Annotated in this window: 22 protein-coding genes; 12 read left to right on the top strand and 10 right to left on the bottom strand. The window is 31.0% G+C overall.

Annotated elements, in window-relative coordinates:
- Positions 1–33: 33 nt before the first annotated feature.
- From sufD to GFJ99_RS00495, 8 genes are all read left to right on the top strand, one after another.
- On the top strand, positions 34–1,350 hold the full coding sequence (gene sufD, locus GFJ99_RS00530) for a Fe-S cluster assembly protein SufD (protein WP_008255290.1): 1,317 nt from the start codon (positions 34–36) through the stop codon (positions 1,348–1,350).
- Between the two features lie 51 nt (positions 1,351–1,401).
- Positions 1,402–2,616 carry an aminotransferase class V-fold PLP-dependent enzyme gene (locus GFJ99_RS00525; RefSeq protein WP_153207072.1) on the top strand — a complete coding sequence of 405 codons (1,215 nt, stop codon included), beginning with the start codon at positions 1,402–1,404 and terminating at the stop codon, positions 2,614–2,616.
- A gap of 12 nt (positions 2,617–2,628) precedes the next feature.
- On the top strand, positions 2,629–3,378 hold the full coding sequence (locus tag GFJ99_RS00520) for an META domain-containing protein (protein ID WP_153207071.1): 750 nt from the start codon (positions 2,629–2,631) through the stop codon (positions 3,376–3,378).
- Positions 3,379–3,384: 6 nt separating this feature from the next.
- Entirely contained in the window at positions 3,385–3,804 is a 420-nt protein-coding gene (locus GFJ99_RS00515; protein ID WP_153207070.1) for a SufE family protein, read from the top strand.
- 79 nt (positions 3,805–3,883) lie between these two features.
- A complete protein-coding gene (locus GFJ99_RS00510) occupies positions 3,884–4,267 on the top strand; it encodes a GxxExxY protein (RefSeq protein ID WP_153207069.1) in 384 nt (127 codons plus the stop codon).
- A 42-nt stretch (positions 4,268–4,309) separates the two neighbouring features.
- The gene (locus GFJ99_RS00505; protein WP_008255283.1) at positions 4,310–4,633 is read left to right on the top strand and encodes an SUF system Fe-S cluster assembly protein; all 324 of its coding nucleotides are present in this window, start codon (positions 4,310–4,312) and stop codon (positions 4,631–4,633) included.
- A gap of 81 nt (positions 4,634–4,714) precedes the next feature.
- Entirely contained in the window at positions 4,715–5,215 is a 501-nt protein-coding gene (locus tag GFJ99_RS00500; protein ID WP_008255281.1) for a DUF2480 family protein, read from the top strand.
- Between the two features lie 92 nt (positions 5,216–5,307).
- Positions 5,308–6,150: a DUF3078 domain-containing protein gene (locus GFJ99_RS00495; protein WP_008255277.1), complete on the top strand. Its 843-nt coding sequence runs from the start codon at positions 5,308–5,310 to the stop codon at positions 6,148–6,150.
- 48 nt (positions 6,151–6,198) lie between these two features.
- Here GFJ99_RS00495 and hflX read toward each other — a convergent pair whose 3' ends face one another.
- The 4 genes from hflX to GFJ99_RS00475 form a co-directional block, all read right to left on the bottom strand.
- Positions 6,199–7,422 carry a GTPase HflX gene (gene hflX, locus GFJ99_RS00490; RefSeq protein ID WP_008255275.1) on the bottom strand — a complete coding sequence of 408 codons (1,224 nt, stop codon included), beginning with the start codon at positions 7,420–7,422 and terminating at the stop codon, positions 6,199–6,201.
- Between the two features lie 91 nt (positions 7,423–7,513).
- Complete coding sequence (locus tag GFJ99_RS00485; RefSeq protein ID WP_153207068.1) at positions 7,514–8,887, bottom strand: DUF5689 domain-containing protein; 1,374 nt, start codon at positions 8,885–8,887, stop codon at positions 7,514–7,516.
- A 6-nt stretch (positions 8,888–8,893) separates the two neighbouring features.
- Entirely contained in the window at positions 8,894–9,529 is a 636-nt protein-coding gene (locus GFJ99_RS00480) for a choice-of-anchor J domain-containing protein (RefSeq protein WP_008255271.1), read from the bottom strand.
- A 10-nt stretch (positions 9,530–9,539) separates the two neighbouring features.
- Positions 9,540–12,308 (bottom strand): carboxypeptidase-like regulatory domain-containing protein, encoded by a 2,769-nt coding sequence (locus GFJ99_RS00475; RefSeq protein ID WP_153207067.1) that lies wholly within the window; start codon positions 12,306–12,308, stop codon positions 9,540–9,542.
- A 139-nt stretch (positions 12,309–12,447) separates the two neighbouring features.
- Between GFJ99_RS00475 and GFJ99_RS00470 the strand changes: the two genes are divergently transcribed.
- From GFJ99_RS00470 to GFJ99_RS00455, 4 genes are all read left to right on the top strand, one after another.
- Positions 12,448–13,563 (top strand): endonuclease/exonuclease/phosphatase family protein, encoded by a 1,116-nt coding sequence (locus GFJ99_RS00470; protein WP_153207066.1) that lies wholly within the window; start codon positions 12,448–12,450, stop codon positions 13,561–13,563.
- A 95-nt stretch (positions 13,564–13,658) separates the two neighbouring features.
- Complete coding sequence (locus GFJ99_RS00465; protein WP_153207065.1) at positions 13,659–14,198, top strand: 3-hydroxyanthranilate 3,4-dioxygenase; 540 nt, start codon at positions 13,659–13,661, stop codon at positions 14,196–14,198.
- A gap of 143 nt (positions 14,199–14,341) precedes the next feature.
- Positions 14,342–15,910 (top strand): aldehyde dehydrogenase family protein, encoded by a 1,569-nt coding sequence (locus tag GFJ99_RS00460; protein ID WP_008255267.1) that lies wholly within the window; start codon positions 14,342–14,344, stop codon positions 15,908–15,910.
- Positions 15,911–16,329: 419 nt separating this feature from the next.
- The gene (locus tag GFJ99_RS00455; RefSeq protein WP_040470330.1) at positions 16,330–16,863 is read left to right on the top strand and encodes a hypothetical protein; all 534 of its coding nucleotides are present in this window, start codon (positions 16,330–16,332) and stop codon (positions 16,861–16,863) included.
- Between the two features lie 152 nt (positions 16,864–17,015).
- On the opposite strand, the gene GFJ99_RS00450 is transcribed toward GFJ99_RS00455, so the two are convergent.
- The 6 genes from GFJ99_RS00450 to GFJ99_RS00425 all read right to left on the bottom strand — a co-directional run bounded on the left by GFJ99_RS00450 (position 17,016) and on the right by GFJ99_RS00425 (position 21,435).
- The gene (locus tag GFJ99_RS00450; protein ID WP_008255265.1) at positions 17,016–17,687 is read right to left on the bottom strand and encodes a hypothetical protein; all 672 of its coding nucleotides are present in this window, start codon (positions 17,685–17,687) and stop codon (positions 17,016–17,018) included.
- A 396-nt stretch (positions 17,688–18,083) separates the two neighbouring features.
- Positions 18,084–18,383, bottom strand: coding sequence for a hypothetical protein (locus tag GFJ99_RS00445; RefSeq protein WP_008255263.1), 300 nt, complete (start codon positions 18,381–18,383; stop codon positions 18,084–18,086).
- Positions 18,373–18,600, bottom strand: coding sequence for a DUF2683 family protein (locus GFJ99_RS00440; protein WP_008255261.1), 228 nt, complete (start codon positions 18,598–18,600; stop codon positions 18,373–18,375). The genes GFJ99_RS00445 and GFJ99_RS00440 overlap by 11 nt, the downstream gene beginning before the upstream one ends.
- Before the next feature lie 301 nt (positions 18,601–18,901).
- A complete protein-coding gene (locus GFJ99_RS00435) occupies positions 18,902–19,477 on the bottom strand; it encodes an alkylphosphonate utilization protein (RefSeq protein WP_153207064.1) in 576 nt (191 codons plus the stop codon).
- A gap of 76 nt (positions 19,478–19,553) precedes the next feature.
- Complete coding sequence (locus GFJ99_RS00430) at positions 19,554–20,291, bottom strand: metallophosphoesterase family protein (protein WP_153207063.1); 738 nt, start codon at positions 20,289–20,291, stop codon at positions 19,554–19,556.
- Entirely contained in the window at positions 20,284–21,435 is a 1,152-nt protein-coding gene (locus GFJ99_RS00425; protein ID WP_153207062.1) for an ATP-binding protein, read from the bottom strand. The genes GFJ99_RS00430 and GFJ99_RS00425 overlap by 8 nt, the downstream gene beginning before the upstream one ends.
- Positions 21,436–21,489 lie beyond the last annotated feature (54 nt).

The following is a 21,489-nucleotide window of genomic DNA, read 5'->3' as shown; positions in this document are numbered from 1 at the left end:
GCGACTGAACACTGCGACTGAACACTAAATACAATGGAATTAAAAGAAAAAATGTTAGCTTCTTTCATGGCTTTTGAAGAAAAGATTGATACAAACTCTGAACTTCACGAGCTTAGAAGCAACGCTATAAAAAACTTTGAAAACAAAGGTTTTCCTACTAAAAAAGAGGAAGCTTGGAAATACACTTCTTTAAACTCAATTTTAAAGAACGATTTTTCGGTTTTCCCAAAGAAAGAAAATACAATCGAATTTAAAGATGTAAAAAAGTTTTTTTTACACGAAGTTGATACTTACAAAGTAGTTTTTATTGATGGTATTTTCAGCTCCTTTTTATCGTCAACTACACATGATGGTTTAGATGTTTGTTTGATGTCTTCGGCATTAACAAAACCTAAATACAAAATGATTATTGACACTTATTTTAATCAAATTGCAAATAAAGAAGACAGTTTAACGTCTTTAAACACTGCTTTTTCATTAGAAGGTGCTTATGTAAATATACCAAAAAGCAAAGTTGTTGAAAAACCTATTGAGATCATTTATTTCTCTACTGGTAATGAAGCGGCTTTAATGACACAACCTCGTAATTTAATTATTGTAGGTGAAAATGCTCACGTTCAAATTGTAGAACGTCATCAGAGTTTAAATTCTAATCCGGTTTTAACGAATTCGGTTACAGAAGTTTATGCTCAAAAACGTGCCATTGTAGATTATTACAAAGTACAAAACGATGTGCAAACAGCAAATCTTGTAGACAACACTTATATTGCTCAAAAGCAAGAAAGTAGAGTTTCGGTGCATACGTTTTCGTTTGGCGGAAACATCACAAGAAACAATTTGAATTTCTATCACCAAGGCGAAAGAATCGATTCAACTTTAAAAGGCATTACCATAATTGGCGATAAACAACACGTAGATCATTATACTTTAGTGCAACATGCAACACCAAATTGCGAAAGTCACCAAAATTATAAAACCATTTTAAACGATAGTTCAACTGGAGTTTTTAACGGAAAAATCTTCGTAGAAAAAGAAGCACAAAAAACCGATGCTTTTCAACAAAATAATAACATTTTAATTGGCGATAAAGCTACTATCAACGCAAAACCACAATTGGAAATTTTTGCCGATGATGTAAAATGTTCGCACGGTTGTACGATTGGACAATTAGACGAAAGTGCAATGTTCTACATGCAACAACGTGGAATTCCAAAAAAAGAAGCAAAAGCTTTGTTGATGTACGCTTTTACAAGCGAAGTAACAAATAGCATTAAAATACCTGAATTAAAAGCAAAAATTGCCAGACTTATTGCAAACAAATTAGGTGTAAATATGGGATTTGATTTGTAAATTTTAAACCGCTTAATTGCGGTTTTATTCTATAATATAAAATACAGTAATATGTTTGATGTTCAAAAAATAAGAGCTGATTTCCCCATTTTATCGCAAAAAGTAAATGGCAAACCCTTGGTGTATTTTGATAATGGAGCTACTTCGCAAAAGCCACAAGTGGTTATTGATGCTATTTCGAAATATTACAGCGAAATCAATGCAAATATTCATCGTGGTGTACATACGTTGAGTCAATTGGCTACAGATGCTTATGAAGTGTCTCGAAATACGATTCAAAATCACTTAAACGCGAAACATAATCACGAAATCATTTTTACTTCAGGAACGACTTTCGGAATTAACTTGGTAGCGAATGGTTTTGCAAGTTTGCTAAAAGCAGGCGATGAGGTCATGGTTTCTGCCTTGGAACACCATAGCAATATTGTGCCTTGGCAATTTTTATGTGAAAAAACAGGAGCGAAGTTGGTGGTTATTCCAATGAATGAAAAAGGAGAATTGATTATTTCAGAATTCGACAAATTACTTTCAGGAAAAACGAAAATCGTAACGGTGAATCATATTTCAAATGCATTAGGAACGGTTAACCCAATTGAATACATCATCAAAAAAGCACATGGAGTAGGAGCAGCCGTTTTAATCGACGGTGCACAAGCAACACCGCATTTACGTCCAGATGTACAAGCATTGGATTGCGATTTTTATGTGTTTTCAGGACATAAAGCGTGTGGTCCAACAGGCGTTGGAATTTTATACGGAAAAGAAGAATGGTTGCGAAAATTGCCACCGTATCAAGGCGGAGGTGAAATGATTGCCGAAGTTACTTTCGAAAAAACTACTTACGCTGATTTACCACATAAATTTGAAGCAGGAACTCCAAACATCGAAGGCGGAATAGTTTTAGGAACTGCCATTGATTACATGAATGCTGTTGGTTTTGACAACATTGCAGCATACGAACAAGAATTATTAGACTACGGAACCAAAAGATTGCAAGAAATCGAAGGTTTGAAAATCTTTGGGACTAGTGAAAACAAGACTTCGGTGATTTCGTTTAACATTGATGGAATTCATCCGTATGACATTGGCACAATTATAGATAAGTTAGGAATAGCGGTTAGAACCGGTCATCATTGCGCACAACCTATTATGAATTATTTCAATATTCCAGGAACAATAAGAGCAAGTTTTGCTTTTTATAATACTAAAGAAGAAATAGATATCTTTGTAGAAGCGGTTAAAAAAGCACAAATGATGTTGTCTTAAAAAATTAAAATTATGAAATCATTATTCTCTATTTTTTTAGTGTTTTTTTTATCTAAAGGGTGCTCACAAGAACAAGATTTATCTAGTGTTAAAATTATCTATGGAGCAAATAGTAGAGGTTTTCATAGAACCATTCAAATTGAAAAAAACGTTTTTACGGTTATAGATACAAGAGATTCTCAGCCTGTTTTACTAAATTTAACTGATGAGCAATGGAAAGAAATTGCAAATTTATATAGCAAGATTGATCTAACTACTTTTAACGAATTAGAAGGTCCAACTATGGAACGAGCTTATGATGGGAAAGCGCATGCAAACTTGACAATTTTAAATAAAGATAAAACATATACTACTAAAGGATTTGATCATACCATTCCGCCTGTAAAAATTAAGGAATTAGTCGATTTTATTAATAAATTAGTAGACGATTCTACTATAAAAAGTCCTATTATTGGAAGCTACTCTGTTGAAACATTATTATCAAAGGATGTAAGTAATAAAGAATATTTTATAAGTTTTGATGCTGAAAGCGTTTCTGGTTTTATGGGTTGTAATATGTACTCTGGAACTTACAAATTAGAAGAAGAAGTTATTTCTCTTTCTCCTTTTATGGCTACCAGAAAATACTGTGATAATGCAATGGAAAACGAAACTCTGTGGTTTAACATAGCTAAAAATGTAACTGTTTTTAAAATGGAAAATAAAACCATTTTATTATATGATAACGAAGGTAAATTACTTTTAAAAGCAACAAAAAAATAATTTTAAATGACAATTAAAGACATTCAAAACGAGATTGTTGATGAATTTTCCATGTTTGACGATTGGATGCAACGTTACGAATACATCATCGAATTAGGAAAGACACTTCCCTTAATTGACGAAAAATTCAAAGTTGATGAGAACATTATAAAAGGCTGTCAATCAAAAGTTTGGGTTCATGGAAAAGAACTAAACGGCAATATTGTTTTTACAGCAGATAGTGATGCCATTTTAACAAAAGGAATTATCGCAATTTTAATTCGTTCTTTTTCTAATCAATCTCCAAAGGATATTTTGGATGCAAATACTGATTTTATCGATGAAATAGGATTAAAAGAACATTTATCTCCAACGCGTGCAAACGGATTAGTTTCAATGATAAAACAAATAAAAATGTATGCTTTGGCATTTCAATCGAAGCAATAATAACGAAATTTTAATTACCATATAAGTCATATAAGAAAGTATAAGTTTTATGAATTATACAAAATAAGATTTAAAAGATTTGGTTTATAAAGTAAATGGAGCAGCTATTGAAGTTCACAAAAGTCTTGGTCCAGGTTTATTAGAAAGTGTTTATCATAAATGTTTAATACGCGAACTTGAACTTAGAAATGTTAAATTTCAATCGGAATTATCAATTCCAATTCAATACAAAGGAATTGAAGTTGATGCAGAACTAAGATGTGATTTATTGATAGAAGACAAATTAGTTTTAGAATTAAAATCAGTAACTGAAATGAAGCCGATTTTTGAAGCACAGATTTTATCATACATGAATTTATTAAATGTACCAATGGGATTATTAATTAATTTCAATGTGACAAATATTTATAAAGAAGGTCAAAAAACATATATTAACAATCTATATAATCAACTTTGGGATTAACTTATATTCCCTTATATGCCTTATATGGTTAAAAATAAAAAAATGGAAGAATTTAACGACACAATTAATTTAGGCGAAGACGTAGTTAAGGTTTTAAAAGGAATTTACGATCCTGAAATACCTGTAGATATTTACGAATTAGGATTAATTTACGATGTTATGATTAATGAAGATAACGATGTAAAAATCTTAATGACATTAACCTCTCCAAATTGTCCAGTTGCTGAAACATTGCCAATGGAAGTAGAAGAAAAAGTAAAATCCATCGATACTGTAAAGTCATGCGAAGTAGAAATAACTTTTGATCCGCCTTGGAGCAAAGATTTAATGAGCGAAGAAGCAAAATTAGAATTAGGAATGCTTTAAAATAGTAAGCAGTCGCAGTCACAGTTAGCAGTGTTTTTACACTTACATCTGAAAACTGCGACTTAAAACTGTGACTAAAAAATGGACGAAATAGTAAATAAAGTAGCGCAAAGTTCTTTGATGGTTTTCGATTTAGAAGATTACTATCCAGATTCTCATGTAGAACATTTAGATATTTCACAATGGTTGATTGAAGGTTTTATCTTGAAAGAATCTGATTTTAGATCTCAATTAAAAAGTACCGATTTCTCATCTTTTCAAGATAAATATGTGGCTATCTATTGTTCAACAGATGCTATTTTGCCTGCTTGGACTTTTGCTTTAGTTGCTGTGAATTTAGCACCCTATGCTTTAAAAGTTATTCATGGAACTAAAGAATTGGCCGTTGTTGAGTGGTATCAAGATATTTTAAACAAACTCGATTATACCGATTATTTTCAAAAACCTGTTATTTTAAAAGGGTGTTCTAAAAAATCAGTTCCCAATCAGGTGTATACTTTGGCTATTCAAAAACTAATGAAAGTTGCTAAAAGCGTTATGTTTGGAGAAGCTTGTTCGGCTGTTCCACTTTATAAAAAATAAGTTATATCGTTTAAATCATGTATTTGGTCTTTAAAATTTGGTCGTTTTAAGTAATTATGTACTTTTGCTTCTTTAATCTTAAAAAAATACAAATGAAAAAAATTTTCCTTGTACTATTATTTGTTTCTTCTTGCGTTTTTGCACAAGAGACTGTAACAGATTCTACTAAACATTGGACAAGAAAAGGTGTTTTTACCTTTTTGGCAAATCAATCTTCTTTTAGTAATTGGCAAGCAGGTGGTCAAAATAACTTTGCTGGTAACATTGGCTTTAATTATGATTTTAATTATAAAAATGGCGATTGGAACTGGGACAATAAATGGATTGTTTCTTACGGTTTAACCAAAATTAAAGGAGCAGATACTCAAAAAACAGATGATAGAATTGAGTTAAATTCGTTATTAGGAAAAAAAGCGTCTGGTGAATGGTTCTATTCTGCTTTTTTTAACTTTAAAACACAAATGGATACAGGTTTAGATCCTGCTACTCAAACGGTTAAAATCTCACATTTCTTTTCTCCGGCTTATTTTCAACTTGGACCGGGTATGTTATGGAAAAAAAGTGATAATTTAAAAGTGAATTTTGCGCCAGCAACTTCAAAATTAATTATTGTTCATGATCATTTTACTGAGTTCGGTTCTTCTTTTGGAGTTGAGCAAGGTAAAACTTCAAGATATGAATTAGGAGCTGCAATTAATGGTTATTATAAGTTCAATATTATGGAAAATGTTTCTGTTGAAAATATTTTAAATTTTTATTCTAACTATTTAGAAGATCCTCAAAATGTAGACATAGATTATCAATTAAACGTTGTAATGAAAATTAATAAATATTTATCTACTAATTTTGCTTTTCAAACCATTTATGATGATAACGCTTTTAGAGGTTTTCAAACAAAACAAATCATCGGTTTAGGTGTAAATGCTACGTTTTAATCAAAGACCGCTTAAATACAAAAAAAGACCTCAAATTGAGGTCTTTTTTTATTCGTTTTCAATTGCATCTTTATAATCTGGGTATAAAAACTTGTTGTAAGGAAATCTTGTAATATGAATTTCTCTAACAGCTTCATATACTTTTTCTCTAAACTCTTCAAAATTAGCTTTTTCAGTGGCCGAAATAAATAAGGTGTTGTTTTCGCCTAATTTACTCATCCATGTGTTTTGCCATTCTTCTAAAGTATAATGTTTGGTTGTTTTTTCAATGCTTAAATCGTTTTCGTCAAAATACACCGGATGATATGCATCTATTTTATTAAACACCATAATGGTAGGTTTATCGGCGCTTTTAATATCTAACAAAATTTTATTTACAGAAGCAATATGTTCTTCAAATTCAGGATGTGAAATATCAACTACATGAAGCAATAAATCAGCCTCTCTAACTTCATCTAGCGTACTTTTAAACGATTCAACCAATTGTGTTGGAAGTTTTCTAATAAATCCAACCGTGTCGCTTAAAAGAAAAGGTAAATTCTTAATTACGGTTTTACGAACTGTTGTGTCTAGTGTTGCAAACAATTTATTTTCTACAAACACATCACTTTTACCTACAGCATTCATTAAAGTAGATTTTCCAACATTAGTATAACCTACTAAAGCTACACGAACCATAGCACCACGATTGCTTCGTTGCGTAGCCATTTGTTTATCGATTACCTTAATTTTTTCTTTTAGTAAAGAGATTCTATCACGTACAATACGACGGTCGGTTTCAATTTCGGTTTCCCCCGGTCCACGCATACCAATTCCTCCTTTTTGACGCTCTAAGTGCGTCCACATTCCGGTTAAACGAGGTAATAAATACTGGCATTGTGCTAGTTCTACTTGTGTTCTTGCATAAGAAGTTTCGGCACGTTGCGCAAAAATATCTAAGATAAGATTGGTTCTGTCCAAGACTTTACAATCTAATTCTTTGGTAATATTTTTGGATTGTGAAGGCGTTAATTCGTCATCAAATATTACGGTCTTAATGTCGTTATCTTTGATATAATATTTAATTTCTTCTAGCTTTCCTGTTCCTACAAAAGTCTTTGGATTAGGTTTATCCATTTTTTGTGAAAAACGTTTTACAACTGTTCCTCCGGCAGTAAAGGTCAAAAATTCCAATTCGTCAAGATATTCGTTTAGTTTCTCTTCGCTTTGGTTTTGCGTTACAATTCCTACTATAATTGATTTTTCAAAGTCAATAACTTCTTTCTCTAACATAATCGTTCTTTAGTGTTACAAAGGTACGAAATAGCGGGTATAAAAAAAGCACCTCATTTGAAGTGCTTTTAATTTATTTATCTAAAAGTAATTAGTTAATTACAATATCATCTATTTGCATAGTAGTTGTTGGTCCACCAGAACCATTTCCTACATATTCAAAGATGAAAAAACCATTTCCAGTAATTCCTGCAGGAATATTATAAACACCACTAGAAGTAAAACTTGAAGCATAAGCACTTGAAGGTCCAGAAGGAATTGTAAAACTAGATGTTATATTTACTAAAGTAGCAGTACTAATTTGACTTCCTGGAACATAATCTGTTGAATAATATACTTTTAATACGGAACCATTATCATAACCAGACAAAGTTTTAAATGAAAAAGTACTAGCTGCTGTCATGTTAACAGGAACAATAAATAAAGTACGATTAGCTTCTGGAGTTCCACCAAAAGAAGACATTTGAATGTAAGTATTACCTCCAAAAGTTTTTCTTTGCCAATATCTACTTCCTACTGCTGCATCATTAATGTATTTAGGAAATATTTGTTGGTTAGTAGTTGTATAAGATGTAAAAGGCTCGTTTAAAGTTGCATCGTAAACAATTGCAGAACCACCAATTGGTGGATTTAAATCGATATCTAATCTAGTGTTAGTTAAGTTTACATCGTTTAAAGTTCTAATCATAAATTGGTAATCACTATTGTATTTCGTCATTACACCTCTAATTTTTCCATTAAATGATGGAACTGCGTTTGAAGCAAAATTTGCAAATTCACTAACTCTTACAATAACTTTGTTACCAAATTCATCAGTGATTTCATGATTTGTTGCACCACCAATACTATTTAAAGATACATCATAATATTTTTTACCTAATGAAGCATCAGTAAACTGTACTGCATCAAATTCGATTAACATGTTTAAGTATTGGTCGTTTTTAGCAGCAGCAATTGTTAAGTCTTTAACAATATCGTTTTCATTTACATTTTCACAAGATCTTAAAATAACATCTTTATACTCAACGCCAGAAACTCTACCAACACCACTATTATAAGACGAACCTATAATTGTTGAACCATATTGTTTGTTATAATATCTGTTTTTGTCTAGCTTGATGGTAACTTTTCTTCCTGGTTCAAACTCAGCGTATAAGTTATAATTATCAACTGGCATACTAAAACCAGATAATCCGTCTAAAGACATCATTGAAATTGATTTATAAAAGTTTCCACCTTCATCACTTGAAGTAACATAAGCTTCAATATAATCAGTTAAATTTTCGTCTGTTGTATATTGAACTGTTGCTGAAGTTGAAATATTGGTTATATCTGAAACTTCTTTTGTTTTTGCAATGGTTACACAATCATTTGATAAATTTGGTGTACCATAATCATCGCCATTAACACAACTCAATAAGGTTGCAAAAACAGCTGTTGTTAATACTAATTTTAAATTTTTCATAGCTATTTAGTTTTTAGTGATCTTAACATTGTCTAATTGTAAAGTAGTTGTAACACCCGCTTTACTTCCAGTATATTTGAATGCAATTCTTACATTATCGCTTTCATAAGAACTAAGGTCAATATTTCCACTACTTACAAAAACATCATTTACTGTTGGTGCAGTAAACACTAGAGGAGCCCATGTTGCAGTTGCAATTCCACCAGTTGTTCCATCATAATCAGTTGAAATTAAAACCGTTAAAGGATATCCATTTGCAAATCTTGTTTTTGTTGTAAAAGATAAAACTTCACCTGTTGTAGCTGTTAAATCTAGTTCTGGAGTAATTAACCAAGCTACATCATTTGTACCTGTTACAGAATAAAACGAAGAAAATTCTGCGTAAATGTTGTTGCTAAATGTTCTAGCATGCCATAAGCGAACTGATGCTGGAGTTGATGTTGATCCATTATAGTTTACCCATCCTTCCAAAGTAATTGGCACTTCAACTGAACCACTTCCAGTTGTAGAAGTTTCAAATCCTTCGTTAAAAGCATAAGTATATACAGTAGGAATTACATAATCATCATCTCCTACACAACTTGTTAAAACACTTGATGAAAGTGCTAACAAGAACATTGTTTTTAAAAATTTTATTTTCATAGTATTTTTTTTAGAAGTTTATGTAGAAGTTAACAAAGAATGTTCTTCCGTACCCGTAAAAATATTTAGATCCAAAAGAAGGTGTTCCATTAGCTTGATCGGCTTGTAAATCTGGGAAAGTTGCTTTTCTAGATTGTTCAAAACCACCTGTTTTGTATGTAATATCAAAAACATTGTTTACAGAAGCAAAGAAACCAACTGTATTACGATTTGCTTTACTAATTCTCCAAGATTTCCCTCCCGTTAAGTTAACTAATGTAAAGCTATCAAATTTTTCTTGTTTTAAAATATCTCTTACTGTTTCAGGAGTAGCGCCAGAGTAATTGTCTCCAGTTGCTCCATCAATACTAAAATTGTCAGTTCTTAAGATGCTAGCAACATCAATGTAACTATTAGCTAAATAATTCACATTAGCACCAATCCACCAAAAATGAGGGTCACGATACTCTAAACCAAATGAAGCTGCCGTTTGTGGCATACCTGGTTGGTGATAGTTTTTAATATATACTGTTCCAAAATCAGTTAAAGAGTTATTTCCAGTAGCTGCTAATGCGTCATCATTTGTTTTTAAATTTGCATTATCAGAATAAATATACTGACCATAAGAAGCAGCAACAGTTGCTTTAATAGTAGAAGTAATTTGGTATTCTAAACCAAGTTCTGCACCCATATTTTGTTTTTGAATTCCAGTAACTATTTCACTTACAAAAGTGTCTTCGTCTCCACCAGTATCACTTCCAATTCCTTCTCCGTAGAAGAAAGATATTTCAGTTGCATTTTGTACTTTAGAGTAAAAACCTGTTAAACGTGCTTTAAATTTAGGCGCTCTTAAGATATAACTTGCATCAGCACTTGTGATACTTTCGCTTTCTAAATCTGGAGTAATAACATTGTTTAATCTTGCATTTGAAAAAGTACTTCTTAAACTAGGAGCTTTTGTTTGGTATAAACCGTTGAAATCTAAATAATTTCTTCCGTTTAATTTATAAGTTAATCCTCCTTTAAAACCAAAGTTTTCGAAAGTAACGCTTTCTCCTTTTCCAAAAGAATTATCTGCATATATTCCGTTTCTATACAAACCTTCTCTTTGATATTCTGTTCTAGAGAACGATTGTGCTAAATAAAAATCAGCTTTATCATAGGTGAATTTAAACTGCGTAAACCCATCAAAAGTTAATGCGTGTAATAAATAATTATACCCATAAGTTTCATTTTCTCCTATTTGTCTGTTCGGGTTATTTAAATCTGATTGACTAGCATTTCCTGAATAAAAAGGATCGATGTCAAGAAAATATTGACCACCCATTAAATCTAATAGGTTTTGATGATTGTGAGAACGAAGCTTTCTGAAATTTGCTCCAGCAGTTAAACTAATGTTTTCAGAAATACTTGAATTTAAAATACTGTTAGCACTTAATTGGTTATCATCTGTTCTGTCTTCGTATAATACATAAACACTTCTACCAGGAAAAGCACTATTTTGATTAGCTATATACATAGCATTCCAATTGATCTGACTGTTATTTAAGAAATACGTTTCAGCAGATGCAGCACCAGCAGCATCTCCTAAGTTATTGTAGTAACTTGGTAAATTTTTGTAATATGTTGGATCTGGATTGTTACCTAATTGGAAATCTAATCTAGAGTTTCCAATTGAACCTGTTTGAAAAGCAACATTTGTATTTAATGTAGTTCTTTCAGTAATTTTCCAATAGTGAGATAACATTGCAATTGGTTCTTCAACGTCTTTATCTCTTGAATTACGTTTTTTCCCATTTTGCCATCCCCAATATGAATTGTATTTGATTCCCATTAAATCATTTACTTCTTGCGTATTTGGAGACGATTTCCCTCTACTATTTTGAGCGTAAACAGCAGTTAAATTTAAACTGTGTTTGTCATTAATTTTTTTCTCAACACTTGCAAATAATGAATTTGCTCCATAATCAGTTCCTTCAAAGTAACCTTCTTGCGCCCATCTTCTTGAAGCAGAAACTACAAATGCCCATCCGTCTTTGTCCATTCCAGATGCGTGAGTTCCCATCATTCTCCAGCTGTAATTTGTGTTCGTTCCAGACATCGAAATTCTAGATCCTGGACGATAAAAAGAAGCTCTTGTGTTTATTTCTTGAGTTCCTAAAGCACTACCAAATGTATAATCTGATGGTCCAGAACCCATTGTAAATTCTTGATTTCTTGTTGCGTCATTTAAACCACCCCAGTTACTCCATTGTGGTCTACCATCATACAATTTATTCATAGAAATACCATTAATCATGGTAACTCCATATTCATTATCTAAACCTCTAATTCTAAAACGAGCTAAACCCCAATTAAAGGCAGCAGCTTGTTGATAAACATCTCTAGTTGCCTGTAACAGTCCAGAAGTACTTTCTGAACCACTGTTGTCGTCACCTAAATCATTTTCAGTAATGGTTACTAAACTTAATTGTTGTTCTGAAGTAATATCTTCCTCTAAAACAACAACACCTAAATCTAAAGCTTCCCCTAAAGTTGGCTCTAAAACAAATGTTTGTTGAAGATAACCTCCTGTTTTAATCACTAAAACTTGTTCTCCCTCAGGTAGTGTTTCAAATTTGAAATTTCCATCAAAATCAGTTAAAGCAGATTGGTTGGTGCTTTGAATTGTTGCCACAACATTTTGTAAAGGTTTTTGACTTTTAGAATCGATAACCTTACCTTTTAAGGCTGGACTCTGCTGTGCAAAAACAAAAACGGCTTGCAGTACTAGTAAAGTACTTAATACAAGTTTTTTCATAAAGAATATTATTATTAATACTTATTTAACGTTAAGTGGTTAAAAACTTAACAGCCTGCAAATGTATAACTTTTAATAATATTATTTACCTTTGGCACCCAATTTGTAATAAACTTGATATTAATATAACATTTAATTTATGAAAATTAAACACCTTTTGGCTGGATTTATAGTGATTTTGTCAGTAAATAGTGCTTTTTCACAGGATAAAAAATTTAAAGTGCATACTGTAGCATTTTATAACTTTGAAAATTTATTTGACACAATTAACGATCCAGATACGTATGATGAAGAATATACTCCTGTTAAAGGGTGGACATCTAAAAATTACAAAAAGAAATTAGATAACTTAAGTAGGGTACTAGTTGAATTAGGAACTAGCGAAAATCAAAAAAATTCTCCAGTAATAATTGGAGCTTGTGAGATTGAAAACCGAAGAGTTCTTGAAGATTTAGTAAAACAACCTAGACTTATTGATAAAGGGTATAAAATTGTTCACTTCGATTCTCCCGATAAAAGAGGAATTGATGTTGGGTTTTTATATCAAGAAAAACATTTTCAGCCTACAAGTTATATTAATGTTCCTTTATATATATATGATAACGAAACTTCAGCAGACAAAAAAGATAAAAAATCTGACGAGGAAACTGATGATAAAGGAAGTGTTGATGCAAAAACTAAACGAATTTATACTCGTGACCAGCTTTTAGTAACAGGTTTGTTAGATGGAGAAGAAATTAATATCATTGTAAATCACTGGCCTTCTCGTTCAGGAGGAGAGAAAAAAAGCAGCCCATTTAGAGAAGCCGCTGGAAGATTAAATAGAAAAATAATGGATTCAATCATTAAAATTAACCCAAAGGCAAAATTCATTACTATGGGAGATTTAAATGATGGTGCCTATAACAAAAGTGTAAAACAAGGTATTGGTGCAAAATTAAATAAATCAGAATTAAAAGAACCAAGAGATGTTTACAACCCTTTTGAGCAAATGGCGAAAGACGGACATTCTTCTTTATTTTACAGAGACTCAGGTGATATTTTTGATCAAATTATGGTAAGTCAACAATTCATACCAGCAGATAAAAACGATTATAGCACTTTTAAATATTGGAAAGCAGGTATTTATAACAAGCCTTTCCTGATTCAAAAAACAGGTCAGTATAAAGGATATCCATTACGAAATCAAAATGGAGTTCCAGGATTTTCCGATCACTTTCCGGTATACATTTATTTGTTAAAAGAAGTAAAGTAGTTTTTTCTTAAAAATTTAATAAGGTTAGTTTGTAATAAAAAGTACAGCTAACCTTTTTTCTTTTTAGTAACTTTACATTTTAAATGGAAAAAAAAATGGCAATAGGCAAACCTTTTAATTTACAAAAGTGGATTCAGGAAAATAGAGAATTATTGAAACCGCCCGTTAGTAATAAGAATTTATATGTGGAATCGGAAGATTACATTGTAATGATTGTGGGTGGACCCAATGCTCGAAAAGACTATCACTACAACGAAACCGAAGAATTGTTTTACCAATTAGAAGGTGAAATCACAGTTTACATCCAAGAAGAAGGTAAAAAGAAAGCCATGAAACTTTCGGCAGGCGACATGTATTTACATCCTGCTAAAGTGCCACATTCTCCTTCTAGAACTGCCGGATCTATAGGATTAGTTATAGAAAGAAAAAGAGAAGGTAAAGGTTTTAATGATGGATTACTTTGGTTTTGCGACAATTGCAATCATAAATTGCACGAAGTGTATTTCGAGTTACACGACATAGAAAAAGACTTCCTACCTCATTTTAATACGTTCTATAGTTCAGAACAAAAAAGAACCTGTAAACAATGTGGTACAGTAATGGAGAGTAATGCAAAATTTACATCCAAAAAGTAAATAAACCTTCTAATCACATAAAAGCATAGTTTTTAGCATAAGGGAACAATCAACTTACATAATTTTAGGTCTTATAAGTTTAGATTTCTAAAAATTATGTAAATTTGTAAAAATTTAACAAAAATCGATAAAAAAGTTATATAATGTCAACAACAACACAATCATCTGTTGCTCAACAATTTGGAATGCAAGAGGCTTTAGAAATTTTAGGTGTAAAAGCAATAAATGAAGGAACTTCTACAGGAAATGAGTGGTTTTCTAATGGTGAATTAATTGAAAGTTATTCTCCGGTTGATGGTCAATTAATTGGAAAAGTAAAAGCAACTACAGCTGCAGATTACGAAAAAGTAATGCAATCTGCTACAGCAGCATTTAAAACGTTTAGAGCAATGCCAGCTCCACAAAGAGGAGAAATTGTTCGTCAGTTTGGAAATAAATTAAGAGAATTAAAAGAACCGCTTGGTAAATTAGTTTCTTATGAAATGGGTAAATCGTTGCAAGAAGGTTACGGAGAAGTTCAGGAAATGATCGATATCTGTGATTTTGCAGTAGGATTATCACGTCAGTTAAACGGACAAACTATTCCGTCTGAGCGCCCAGGACACGTAATGCGTGAACAATGGCATCCAATAGGAGTTGTTGGAATTATTTCTGCTTTCAATTTTCCAGTAGCCGTTTGGTCTTGGAACACAGCATTAGCTTGGATTTGTGGCGATGTGTGTGTATGGAAAGCGTCTGAAAAAGCACCTTTATGTTCTATTGCATGTCAAAATATTATTGCAGACATTTTAAAAGCTAATAATTTACCAGAAGGAATTTCTTGTATTATTAATGGTGATTACAGAGTAGGAGAAATGATGACAAATGATACACGTATTCCATTAGTATCGGCAACAGGTTCTACAAGAATGGGACGAATTGTTGGTGCTAAAGTGGCAGAACGTTTTGGAAAATCGTTATTAGAATTAGGCGGAAACAATGCCATTATTATTACTCCAACTGCCGATTTAAAAGTTGTGGTTCCAGGGGCTGTTTTTGGCGCTGTAGGAACTGCCGGACAACGTTGTACTTCTACAAGACGTTTAATTATTCATGAAAGTGTGTACGATAAAGTAAGAGATGCTATTGTAGGTGCTTATGGTCAATTAACGATTGGAAATCCGTTAGATCAAAAAAATCACATCGGACCACTTATTGATAAAGATGCTGTAAACACGTATTTAGCTGCAATTGAAAAAGCAAAAGCAGAAGGTGGTAAAGTATTAGTTGATGGTGGTGTTCTTTCGGGAGAAGGATTTGAAAGCGGTTGTTATGTAAAACCAGCCATTATTGAGGCAGAAAATCATTTCGAAATTGTACAACACGAAACATTTGCTCCTGTTTTATACTTAATGAAATATAGTGGCGAAGTTGAAAACGCTATCGAGTTACAAAATGGAGTAGCACAAGGATTATCTTCTGCAATTATGACGAATAGCATGAAAGAAGCAGAAAAATTCTTATCGTTCTCTGGTTCAGATTGTGGAATTGCTAACGTAAACATTGGAACTTCTGGAGCAGAAATTGGTGGTGCTTTTGGTGGTGAAAAAGAAACGGGTGGCGGACGTGAATCAGGTTCTGATGCATGGAAAGTATACATGAGAAGACAAACCAATACGGTAAACTATTCAGATCAATTGCCTTTAGCACAAGGTATTAAGTTTGATTTGTAATATTAAGTGATTAGTGAAAAGTAATTAGTGATTAGTTACTTTTTGGATATAGAGAAACCCTGCAAAATTTAATTTTTGCAGGGTTTTGTTTTATTTTGATGGCACGGAATGCAATTCCGCGCTATCGGGATTAGTGAAAAGTAATAAGGGATTAGTTACTTTTTGGATATAGAGAAACCTTGTAAAATTTAATTTTTGCAGGGTTTTTTGTTTGTAATTTAGTATTTTTGATTCTGTAAACAATAAGAATAGATTCGCATGCGAACTTTTATAAATATTATTTTTTACAATATATAGTACTAGTTATAAAATCCAGCAAGTTAAATATTAATATGATAATTAAGTTTAGTAATAATAAGATGGCAGTTTTTTTATTATTATCATTTATTTTTATAAAGTGCAATACTTATAAAAAGGAAATGCTTGTAAAAGGAGGAGAATCACAAGCCATTGAAAATTGTATTATAGACTATTATCATACTAATAAAAAATACATAAAAGAGTATGATAATTTTTATATTCGATTTATTGATGATGAAAAGTCTAATTATTATCATATAAATGTCTTACCACAAAGAAATAAGATTTCAATAAGAATGAGACACGTTATCGATTCTATTGTTACAGATGAATTTTTTCCTACTAATTATAAGTTATATAATAAAAAACTCTTCATGTGGTATGATAAAGATAAAACTCTACAAAAGGATATTCTAGATGAATTAGATAAAAATAAATTGTTAGATTCTATTTGGTTACGTTATGATTTAGGTATTTATAAGGATGATTGGGATAATCCAAGTAAATATCCTTCTCCTCCAACAATCACTATTGATGAAACTATTGAAGGAGTAGATTATATTGTGTGTAAAGAAAAAATACAAATTTTTACAAGAGTTAAATCGAATAGATATATATCTTATAAAGTTTTACCAAAACCGAAATGTAATTAATTCAGTAAATATTAAACTTAATGTAAACTTATATTAGAAAAAGAAAAGTTGTCAAAAACCAAAAACTCCACAAATCAAATTTGCAAGGTTGGTTACGAAATGAAATTTAGTGCTAATAGGTTTATTTAGGTTAAATAGTTCTTGTAAATATCTTAATCGTTATCTTTCTCAAATGTCCCAGTTTTTTTGTTGAAATAATATTTTTCGATAAGTTTTTGAGGTTTAATACTTAAACTATAACTTTTTGGTTTATTAGTAAATTTACCTTTGTATATTTTAATTGTATCTGTGCATTTATTTTCCTTATTGTAAAGAATATCAATATAGAATACAAAATCCAATTTTTCTTCATCTTTTACCCAACTAAATGATGATATTTCATGCTCAAAAATTGAACTTATCTTTTGGGTTTTAGTATTATATCGCATTATATCCATATAATGATAATTTCCCATTGTACCGCCTCCAGCTGATTCTACGATAAATTCTTTTTGATTGTCATTACAATTAATATCAATAAATTTTAAGTTGCCGCTTCCAGCTAGTTTTGGACCACTTGGGTTAATATATTCTATTTCCTTTTTAGTTTTCCCATCAAAAAAAATATAAAAACCCATTTCAGAAAATATGTATTCAGGAATATTATCAGTATTTAAATTTATCCTTTGTAGGTTGTTTGATTTGATGTAATCTTTAAATAATTTTTGCTTATTTTCTGTAATTTCATTTTTCTTTTCTGTTAACTTTTCTTGGTTTATTTCTTTTTTGCAACCAATGAGAAAGATTATAGATAAGATTAAAGTCGTTTTTTTTAGTTTTTTCATAAAAATGTACGCTAATATTAACCTCTGCTATCGTTCAAATTCTTTTGCTTGAATTTTAATTCTAACAAATATTCCGACCGCGCGAATTTCTCACCGCATAGATAGTGCGGAATTGCATTCCGTGCCCACAACCCACTTCAAAACAAAGCTACTGAAATAATTTTATCTATTTAAATACTTAATTATTTATACCTACAAGGTTAAAAGAATCCGATATCCGAAAATGCTTTCTGTGCTCACAAAGTAAATAAAATAGGATTAGTTAACAGTTTGCAAAAAAATTAAACGGCATTGCTATATAATTCAGAAATGCCGTTTCTTTAGTAGTATAAACAAGAAAACTTAACCTTTACAAGTTTGGATTCTTTTTATGTGAAAAGGTTTTTATATTTTAAGTTATAATTTCTCTATTTTATCAGGGTTTTGATGGCTATTAAAAACTGCATTTAAGAAAACGGTTTTTGAAGATTCATCTACTAAAAAGAAAGCAATAAAAGGAAATTTTTTAAAAGGCAAATACCTGTAATTGTTATCATGAAAAGGATAAAATGGATTTTTTTGTAAGTCTTTATAGGTTTTCTTATAATCATTTAAAAAGTCAAAAGCTACTTTTTTATTAACTTCTTCAGTATAATAAGCCACAGCATTATCAATATTTTGGATTGCTATGGGCGAAATAATAATCTTATAAGCCATATTTGTTTTTTAAATTGGCATATACAGTATCAGCATCAGTGTAGTCTTTTTTATCTAACCCTATTTGACTATCTAATACTTTTTGTTGTTCACTAGATAAAACAAATGTTTTCTCTTTAGAAATTTCAAACTTAATCTTCAAGGCTTTCATAAATGCTTTAACGGCTTCAACTTGAGCATCGTCATTAGGATGAAGAGTGATATTAATTGTTGACATAATCATTTGTTGTTGAAAGGTTCTTTTTTTGTGAAAGATATTTTCTAGCTGTAGAATAACAATGTAAAAATACTAAAAAATTACCTTTGAATTTTTTTGAAGAGTAAAAAATAACAAAATTTACCTTCGTAAATAAAGATGAGAGTCGTTTTACGCATTGTTTATCTTAGTTCACTTTTAATAAATATAATTTTCTACTGCTTTTTAATTATTAAAGTAATCTTGATTAAAAGACAAAAACCCCACAAATCAAATTTGTAGGGTTTTGTATTGTTGCATTGCCGCATCGGCACATTGAAAACTACTTCGTTTTCTTCACGTATTGCGTTAAAATATAAATGTTTTGGTTTTCCACTCTACCTTCAATCAAGTTAGCGTCGTCCCAAACTAATTTAATGTTGTGAACAGCAGCTCCACGTTTTGCAGTAAAAGTAGCGCCTTTTACATCTAAATCTTTAATTAGTACAACTGAGTCCCCATCTAATAAGGTTACACCGTTGCTGTCTTTATGTATAATTTTGTTTTCGTCTTCCTCTTCGCCTTCACCCGTTGCTTTTGCCCATTCTAACGCTTCTTCATCCAGATACATCATCTCTAATAAATCGGTATTTTTTAAACGCGCTAACATTCTCCATGATACAATTTGAACAGGTAAATGCTCACTCCACATACTTTCCGATAAACCTCTCCAGTCTTTTTCATCGGTAGTTTCTGGGTTTTCAATTTGGTCTTTTAGGTGTTTTGCAATTAACACACTATTTTCAACCGTTCTTTCATTTGTTGGTGGCAATACATATACAACTAAGTCATGTTCCGTACCACTAATTTCGCAAACTGAACCACTACGGTCTTTCAGTTTTCTTTCTATTACACTCATTTTGAATGGATTTTACGTAAATAAATAATTTGGAGCAAAGGTATAAATAGTATTAAGATGACATAAAAAAAAGCAATTAATTTCTTCCTTTTTCATTTGGGTATAAATCAGGTAAGGCATCACTTTGCCAAAATTCTTTGGTGTCCACATCCATAATAGATAATTTTCCTTTGAAAGCAGCGCCTGTATCTACATTCCAAACACAAGCTTTATTTACAGGAATGGTTTCGTCAATTTTAGTAACAGGCGTATGACCAATGTAAATTTCTTTATATAATTTTAATCGGTTAGGATAGGAAATGGCGTCTTTCGAAAGTTCATTATCCATAGCCAAAACCATTTCCCATAAAGTTCTATCCCAATAAAATAAAGGTTTAAAAAACTCATGTGTAACACCTCTTAAGTTGGTAAATCCAGCATGAATAAAAAGTCGATTTTCATCATCTAAATAATAATTTTGCAACGATTTTAAGAATTGAATGTGCTTGTTTTTTGTAGCTTCATCTTTATTTTGATAGGATAAAGCTGTTGCTTCACCGCCATGTAAAAACCACATTTTTTCATCAAAACCTTCATGATCTCCGCACAACCATTTTAGTAATAAATCATCATGATTTCCTCTAATAAAAATGCAATTTTGTTGTTGTTTTAGGTGTATCAAAAAATCTAAAACCGCTGGCGATTCGCTCCAACCATCAACAAAATCTCCTAAAAAAATTAAGGTATCTTTTTCGGAAACTTTAGCTCTTTCTAGTACTTGAACTAATGCTTTTAATCCTCCATGAATGTCGCCAATTACTAATTTTCTATTCATTCTTTTTATTATATTTCATTTTTCTTAAAATTCGCATTACTTCTTTGAACGACAAATATACTAACGGATTATCAAATGCTTTCATATTTGCTTTTGCATCAATTAATTTTTGTTTGGCTTCGTCAAATCCATTCAAATAACAAATCATTAAAGTATGAGATACATTTACCAAATCTTTTTTTTCTATGTCTTGTAGTGGTGTTCCTTTATTAAGTTTATTAAGCAAGGTAATGTTTGAATTGTAAATGTGATGCAACATTTTTTTATTGTATTGCGGAGGTTCAAATAACATTTGAGAATCCATTTTATAATATCCATTATCAAAAAAAGTTAAAATTACCTTTTCAAGAGGATAGAAACTCGTTTTATCATTTAGTCCTAAACAAACGTATTCTGTAATAGAAAAAGATTCATTATCATATTCAATACTTACTTCATCTAACGCAGAATAAAATAGTTTTACTTGTTCATTTACCAATTCAATATCCACTCTTGAAAAATAGGTTTTATCACGCACTTTTTTCTTGTTTCCGGCCCAGCAAACCACAAAAAGTTCTTTAAAAACCTTATAATTTGATTCTAAATCTTTGTGCCGGTTATTCATAAAATCCAATACACTTTCTAACGTATACGAAATACTATTTCGCGAATTGTTTTCTAAACTTATAACTGTTTCAATATTTTGTTTGGAATACGGAATTTTATCTTTTGTAGGCGTTGTATTACTTCCTTTTCTAATAAAGGTACTTTTGGCTTCAATAGTGTGAATTCCTTTTTTAAAATAAGAAGTTTTAGATTTTGGTTTTATGGTAACCAACCCCACTACTTTTTCTTTTGGTAAATTAGGAAAAGGCACGTTTTCATATTGAATTTTTGGCGGATTTTCTAAATAGGCATTTACTAAATTTTGAATTTGACTATCATCAAAAAAATCGTCACCCACAATTTCATTGGTTTCATCTTCCACACCAACAACAATATAGGAATTGTTACTCGGATTTGAATTAGAAAGCGCACAAATGTGTTTTAAAAATTTTGCTTTTCCTTCTTTTGTATGTAAATTTAACTGGCGTTTTTTATCATAAAAACTGTTCTCATCGTTGTGAGCTAGTAGATTTTTGATAAGTAGACGTTTGTTTATCATGTTTTTAGTGATGAGTAAATAGTAACTAGTGAATAGCAAAAACTAATTACTAAT

The organism is Flavobacterium sp. LMO6, assembly GCF_009495795.1.
Taxonomy (GTDB): Bacteria; Bacteroidota; Bacteroidia; order Flavobacteriales; family Flavobacteriaceae; genus Flavobacterium.
This window is presented reverse-complemented; position numbering and strand designations above follow the sequence as displayed.

What these genes read in the sequence shown, in the direction of transcription:
- GFJ99_RS00520 (WP_153207071.1), top strand. Translation starts at nt 2,629, where the DNA reads ATGAAATCATTATTCTCTATTTTTTTAGTGTTTTTTTTATCTAAAGGG.
- GFJ99_RS00465 (WP_153207065.1), top strand. Translation starts at nt 13,659, where the DNA reads ATGGCAATAGGCAAACCTTTTAATTTACAAAAGTGGATTCAGGAAAAT.
- GFJ99_RS00470 (WP_153207066.1), top strand. Translation starts at nt 12,448, where the DNA reads ATGAAAATTAAACACCTTTTGGCTGGATTTATAGTGATTTTGTCAGTA.
- GFJ99_RS00425 (WP_153207062.1), bottom strand. Translation starts at nt 21,435, where the DNA reads ATGATAAACAAACGTCTACTTATCAAAAATCTACTAGCTCACAACGAT.
- GFJ99_RS00430 (WP_153207063.1), bottom strand. Translation starts at nt 20,291, where the DNA reads ATGAATAGAAAATTAGTAATTGGCGACATTCATGGAGGATTAAAAGCA.
- GFJ99_RS00505 (WP_008255283.1), top strand. Translation starts at nt 4,310, where the DNA reads ATGGAAGAATTTAACGACACAATTAATTTAGGCGAAGACGTAGTTAAG.
- GFJ99_RS00495 (WP_008255277.1), top strand. Translation starts at nt 5,308, where the DNA reads ATGAAAAAAATTTTCCTTGTACTATTATTTGTTTCTTCTTGCGTTTTT.
- GFJ99_RS00445 (WP_008255263.1), bottom strand. Translation starts at nt 18,383, where the DNA reads ATGGCTTATAAGATTATTATTTCGCCCATAGCAATCCAAAATATTGAT.
- sufD (WP_008255290.1), top strand. Translation starts at nt 34, where the DNA reads ATGGAATTAAAAGAAAAAATGTTAGCTTCTTTCATGGCTTTTGAAGAA.
- GFJ99_RS00480 (WP_008255271.1), bottom strand. Translation starts at nt 9,529, where the DNA reads ATGAAAATAAAATTTTTAAAAACAATGTTCTTGTTAGCACTTTCATCA.
- GFJ99_RS00475 (WP_153207067.1), bottom strand. Translation starts at nt 12,308, where the DNA reads ATGAAAAAACTTGTATTAAGTACTTTACTAGTACTGCAAGCCGTTTTT.
- GFJ99_RS00435 (WP_153207064.1), bottom strand. Translation starts at nt 19,477, where the DNA reads ATGAGTGTAATAGAAAGAAAACTGAAAGACCGTAGTGGTTCAGTTTGC.
- GFJ99_RS00500 (WP_008255281.1), top strand. Translation starts at nt 4,715, where the DNA reads ATGGACGAAATAGTAAATAAAGTAGCGCAAAGTTCTTTGATGGTTTTC.
- GFJ99_RS00440 (WP_008255261.1), bottom strand. Translation starts at nt 18,600, where the DNA reads ATGTCAACAATTAATATCACTCTTCATCCTAATGACGATGCTCAAGTT.
- GFJ99_RS00455 (WP_040470330.1), top strand. Translation starts at nt 16,330, where the DNA reads ATGCTTGTAAAAGGAGGAGAATCACAAGCCATTGAAAATTGTATTATA.
- GFJ99_RS00485 (WP_153207068.1), bottom strand. Translation starts at nt 8,887, where the DNA reads ATGAAAAATTTAAAATTAGTATTAACAACAGCTGTTTTTGCAACCTTA.
- GFJ99_RS00450 (WP_008255265.1), bottom strand. Translation starts at nt 17,687, where the DNA reads ATGAAAAAACTAAAAAAAACGACTTTAATCTTATCTATAATCTTTCTC.
- GFJ99_RS00525 (WP_153207072.1), top strand. Translation starts at nt 1,402, where the DNA reads ATGTTTGATGTTCAAAAAATAAGAGCTGATTTCCCCATTTTATCGCAA.
- hflX (WP_008255275.1), bottom strand. Translation starts at nt 7,422, where the DNA reads ATGTTAGAGAAAGAAGTTATTGACTTTGAAAAATCAATTATAGTAGGA.
- GFJ99_RS00515 (WP_153207070.1), top strand. Translation starts at nt 3,385, where the DNA reads ATGACAATTAAAGACATTCAAAACGAGATTGTTGATGAATTTTCCATG.
- GFJ99_RS00460 (WP_008255267.1), top strand. Translation starts at nt 14,342, where the DNA reads ATGTCAACAACAACACAATCATCTGTTGCTCAACAATTTGGAATGCAA.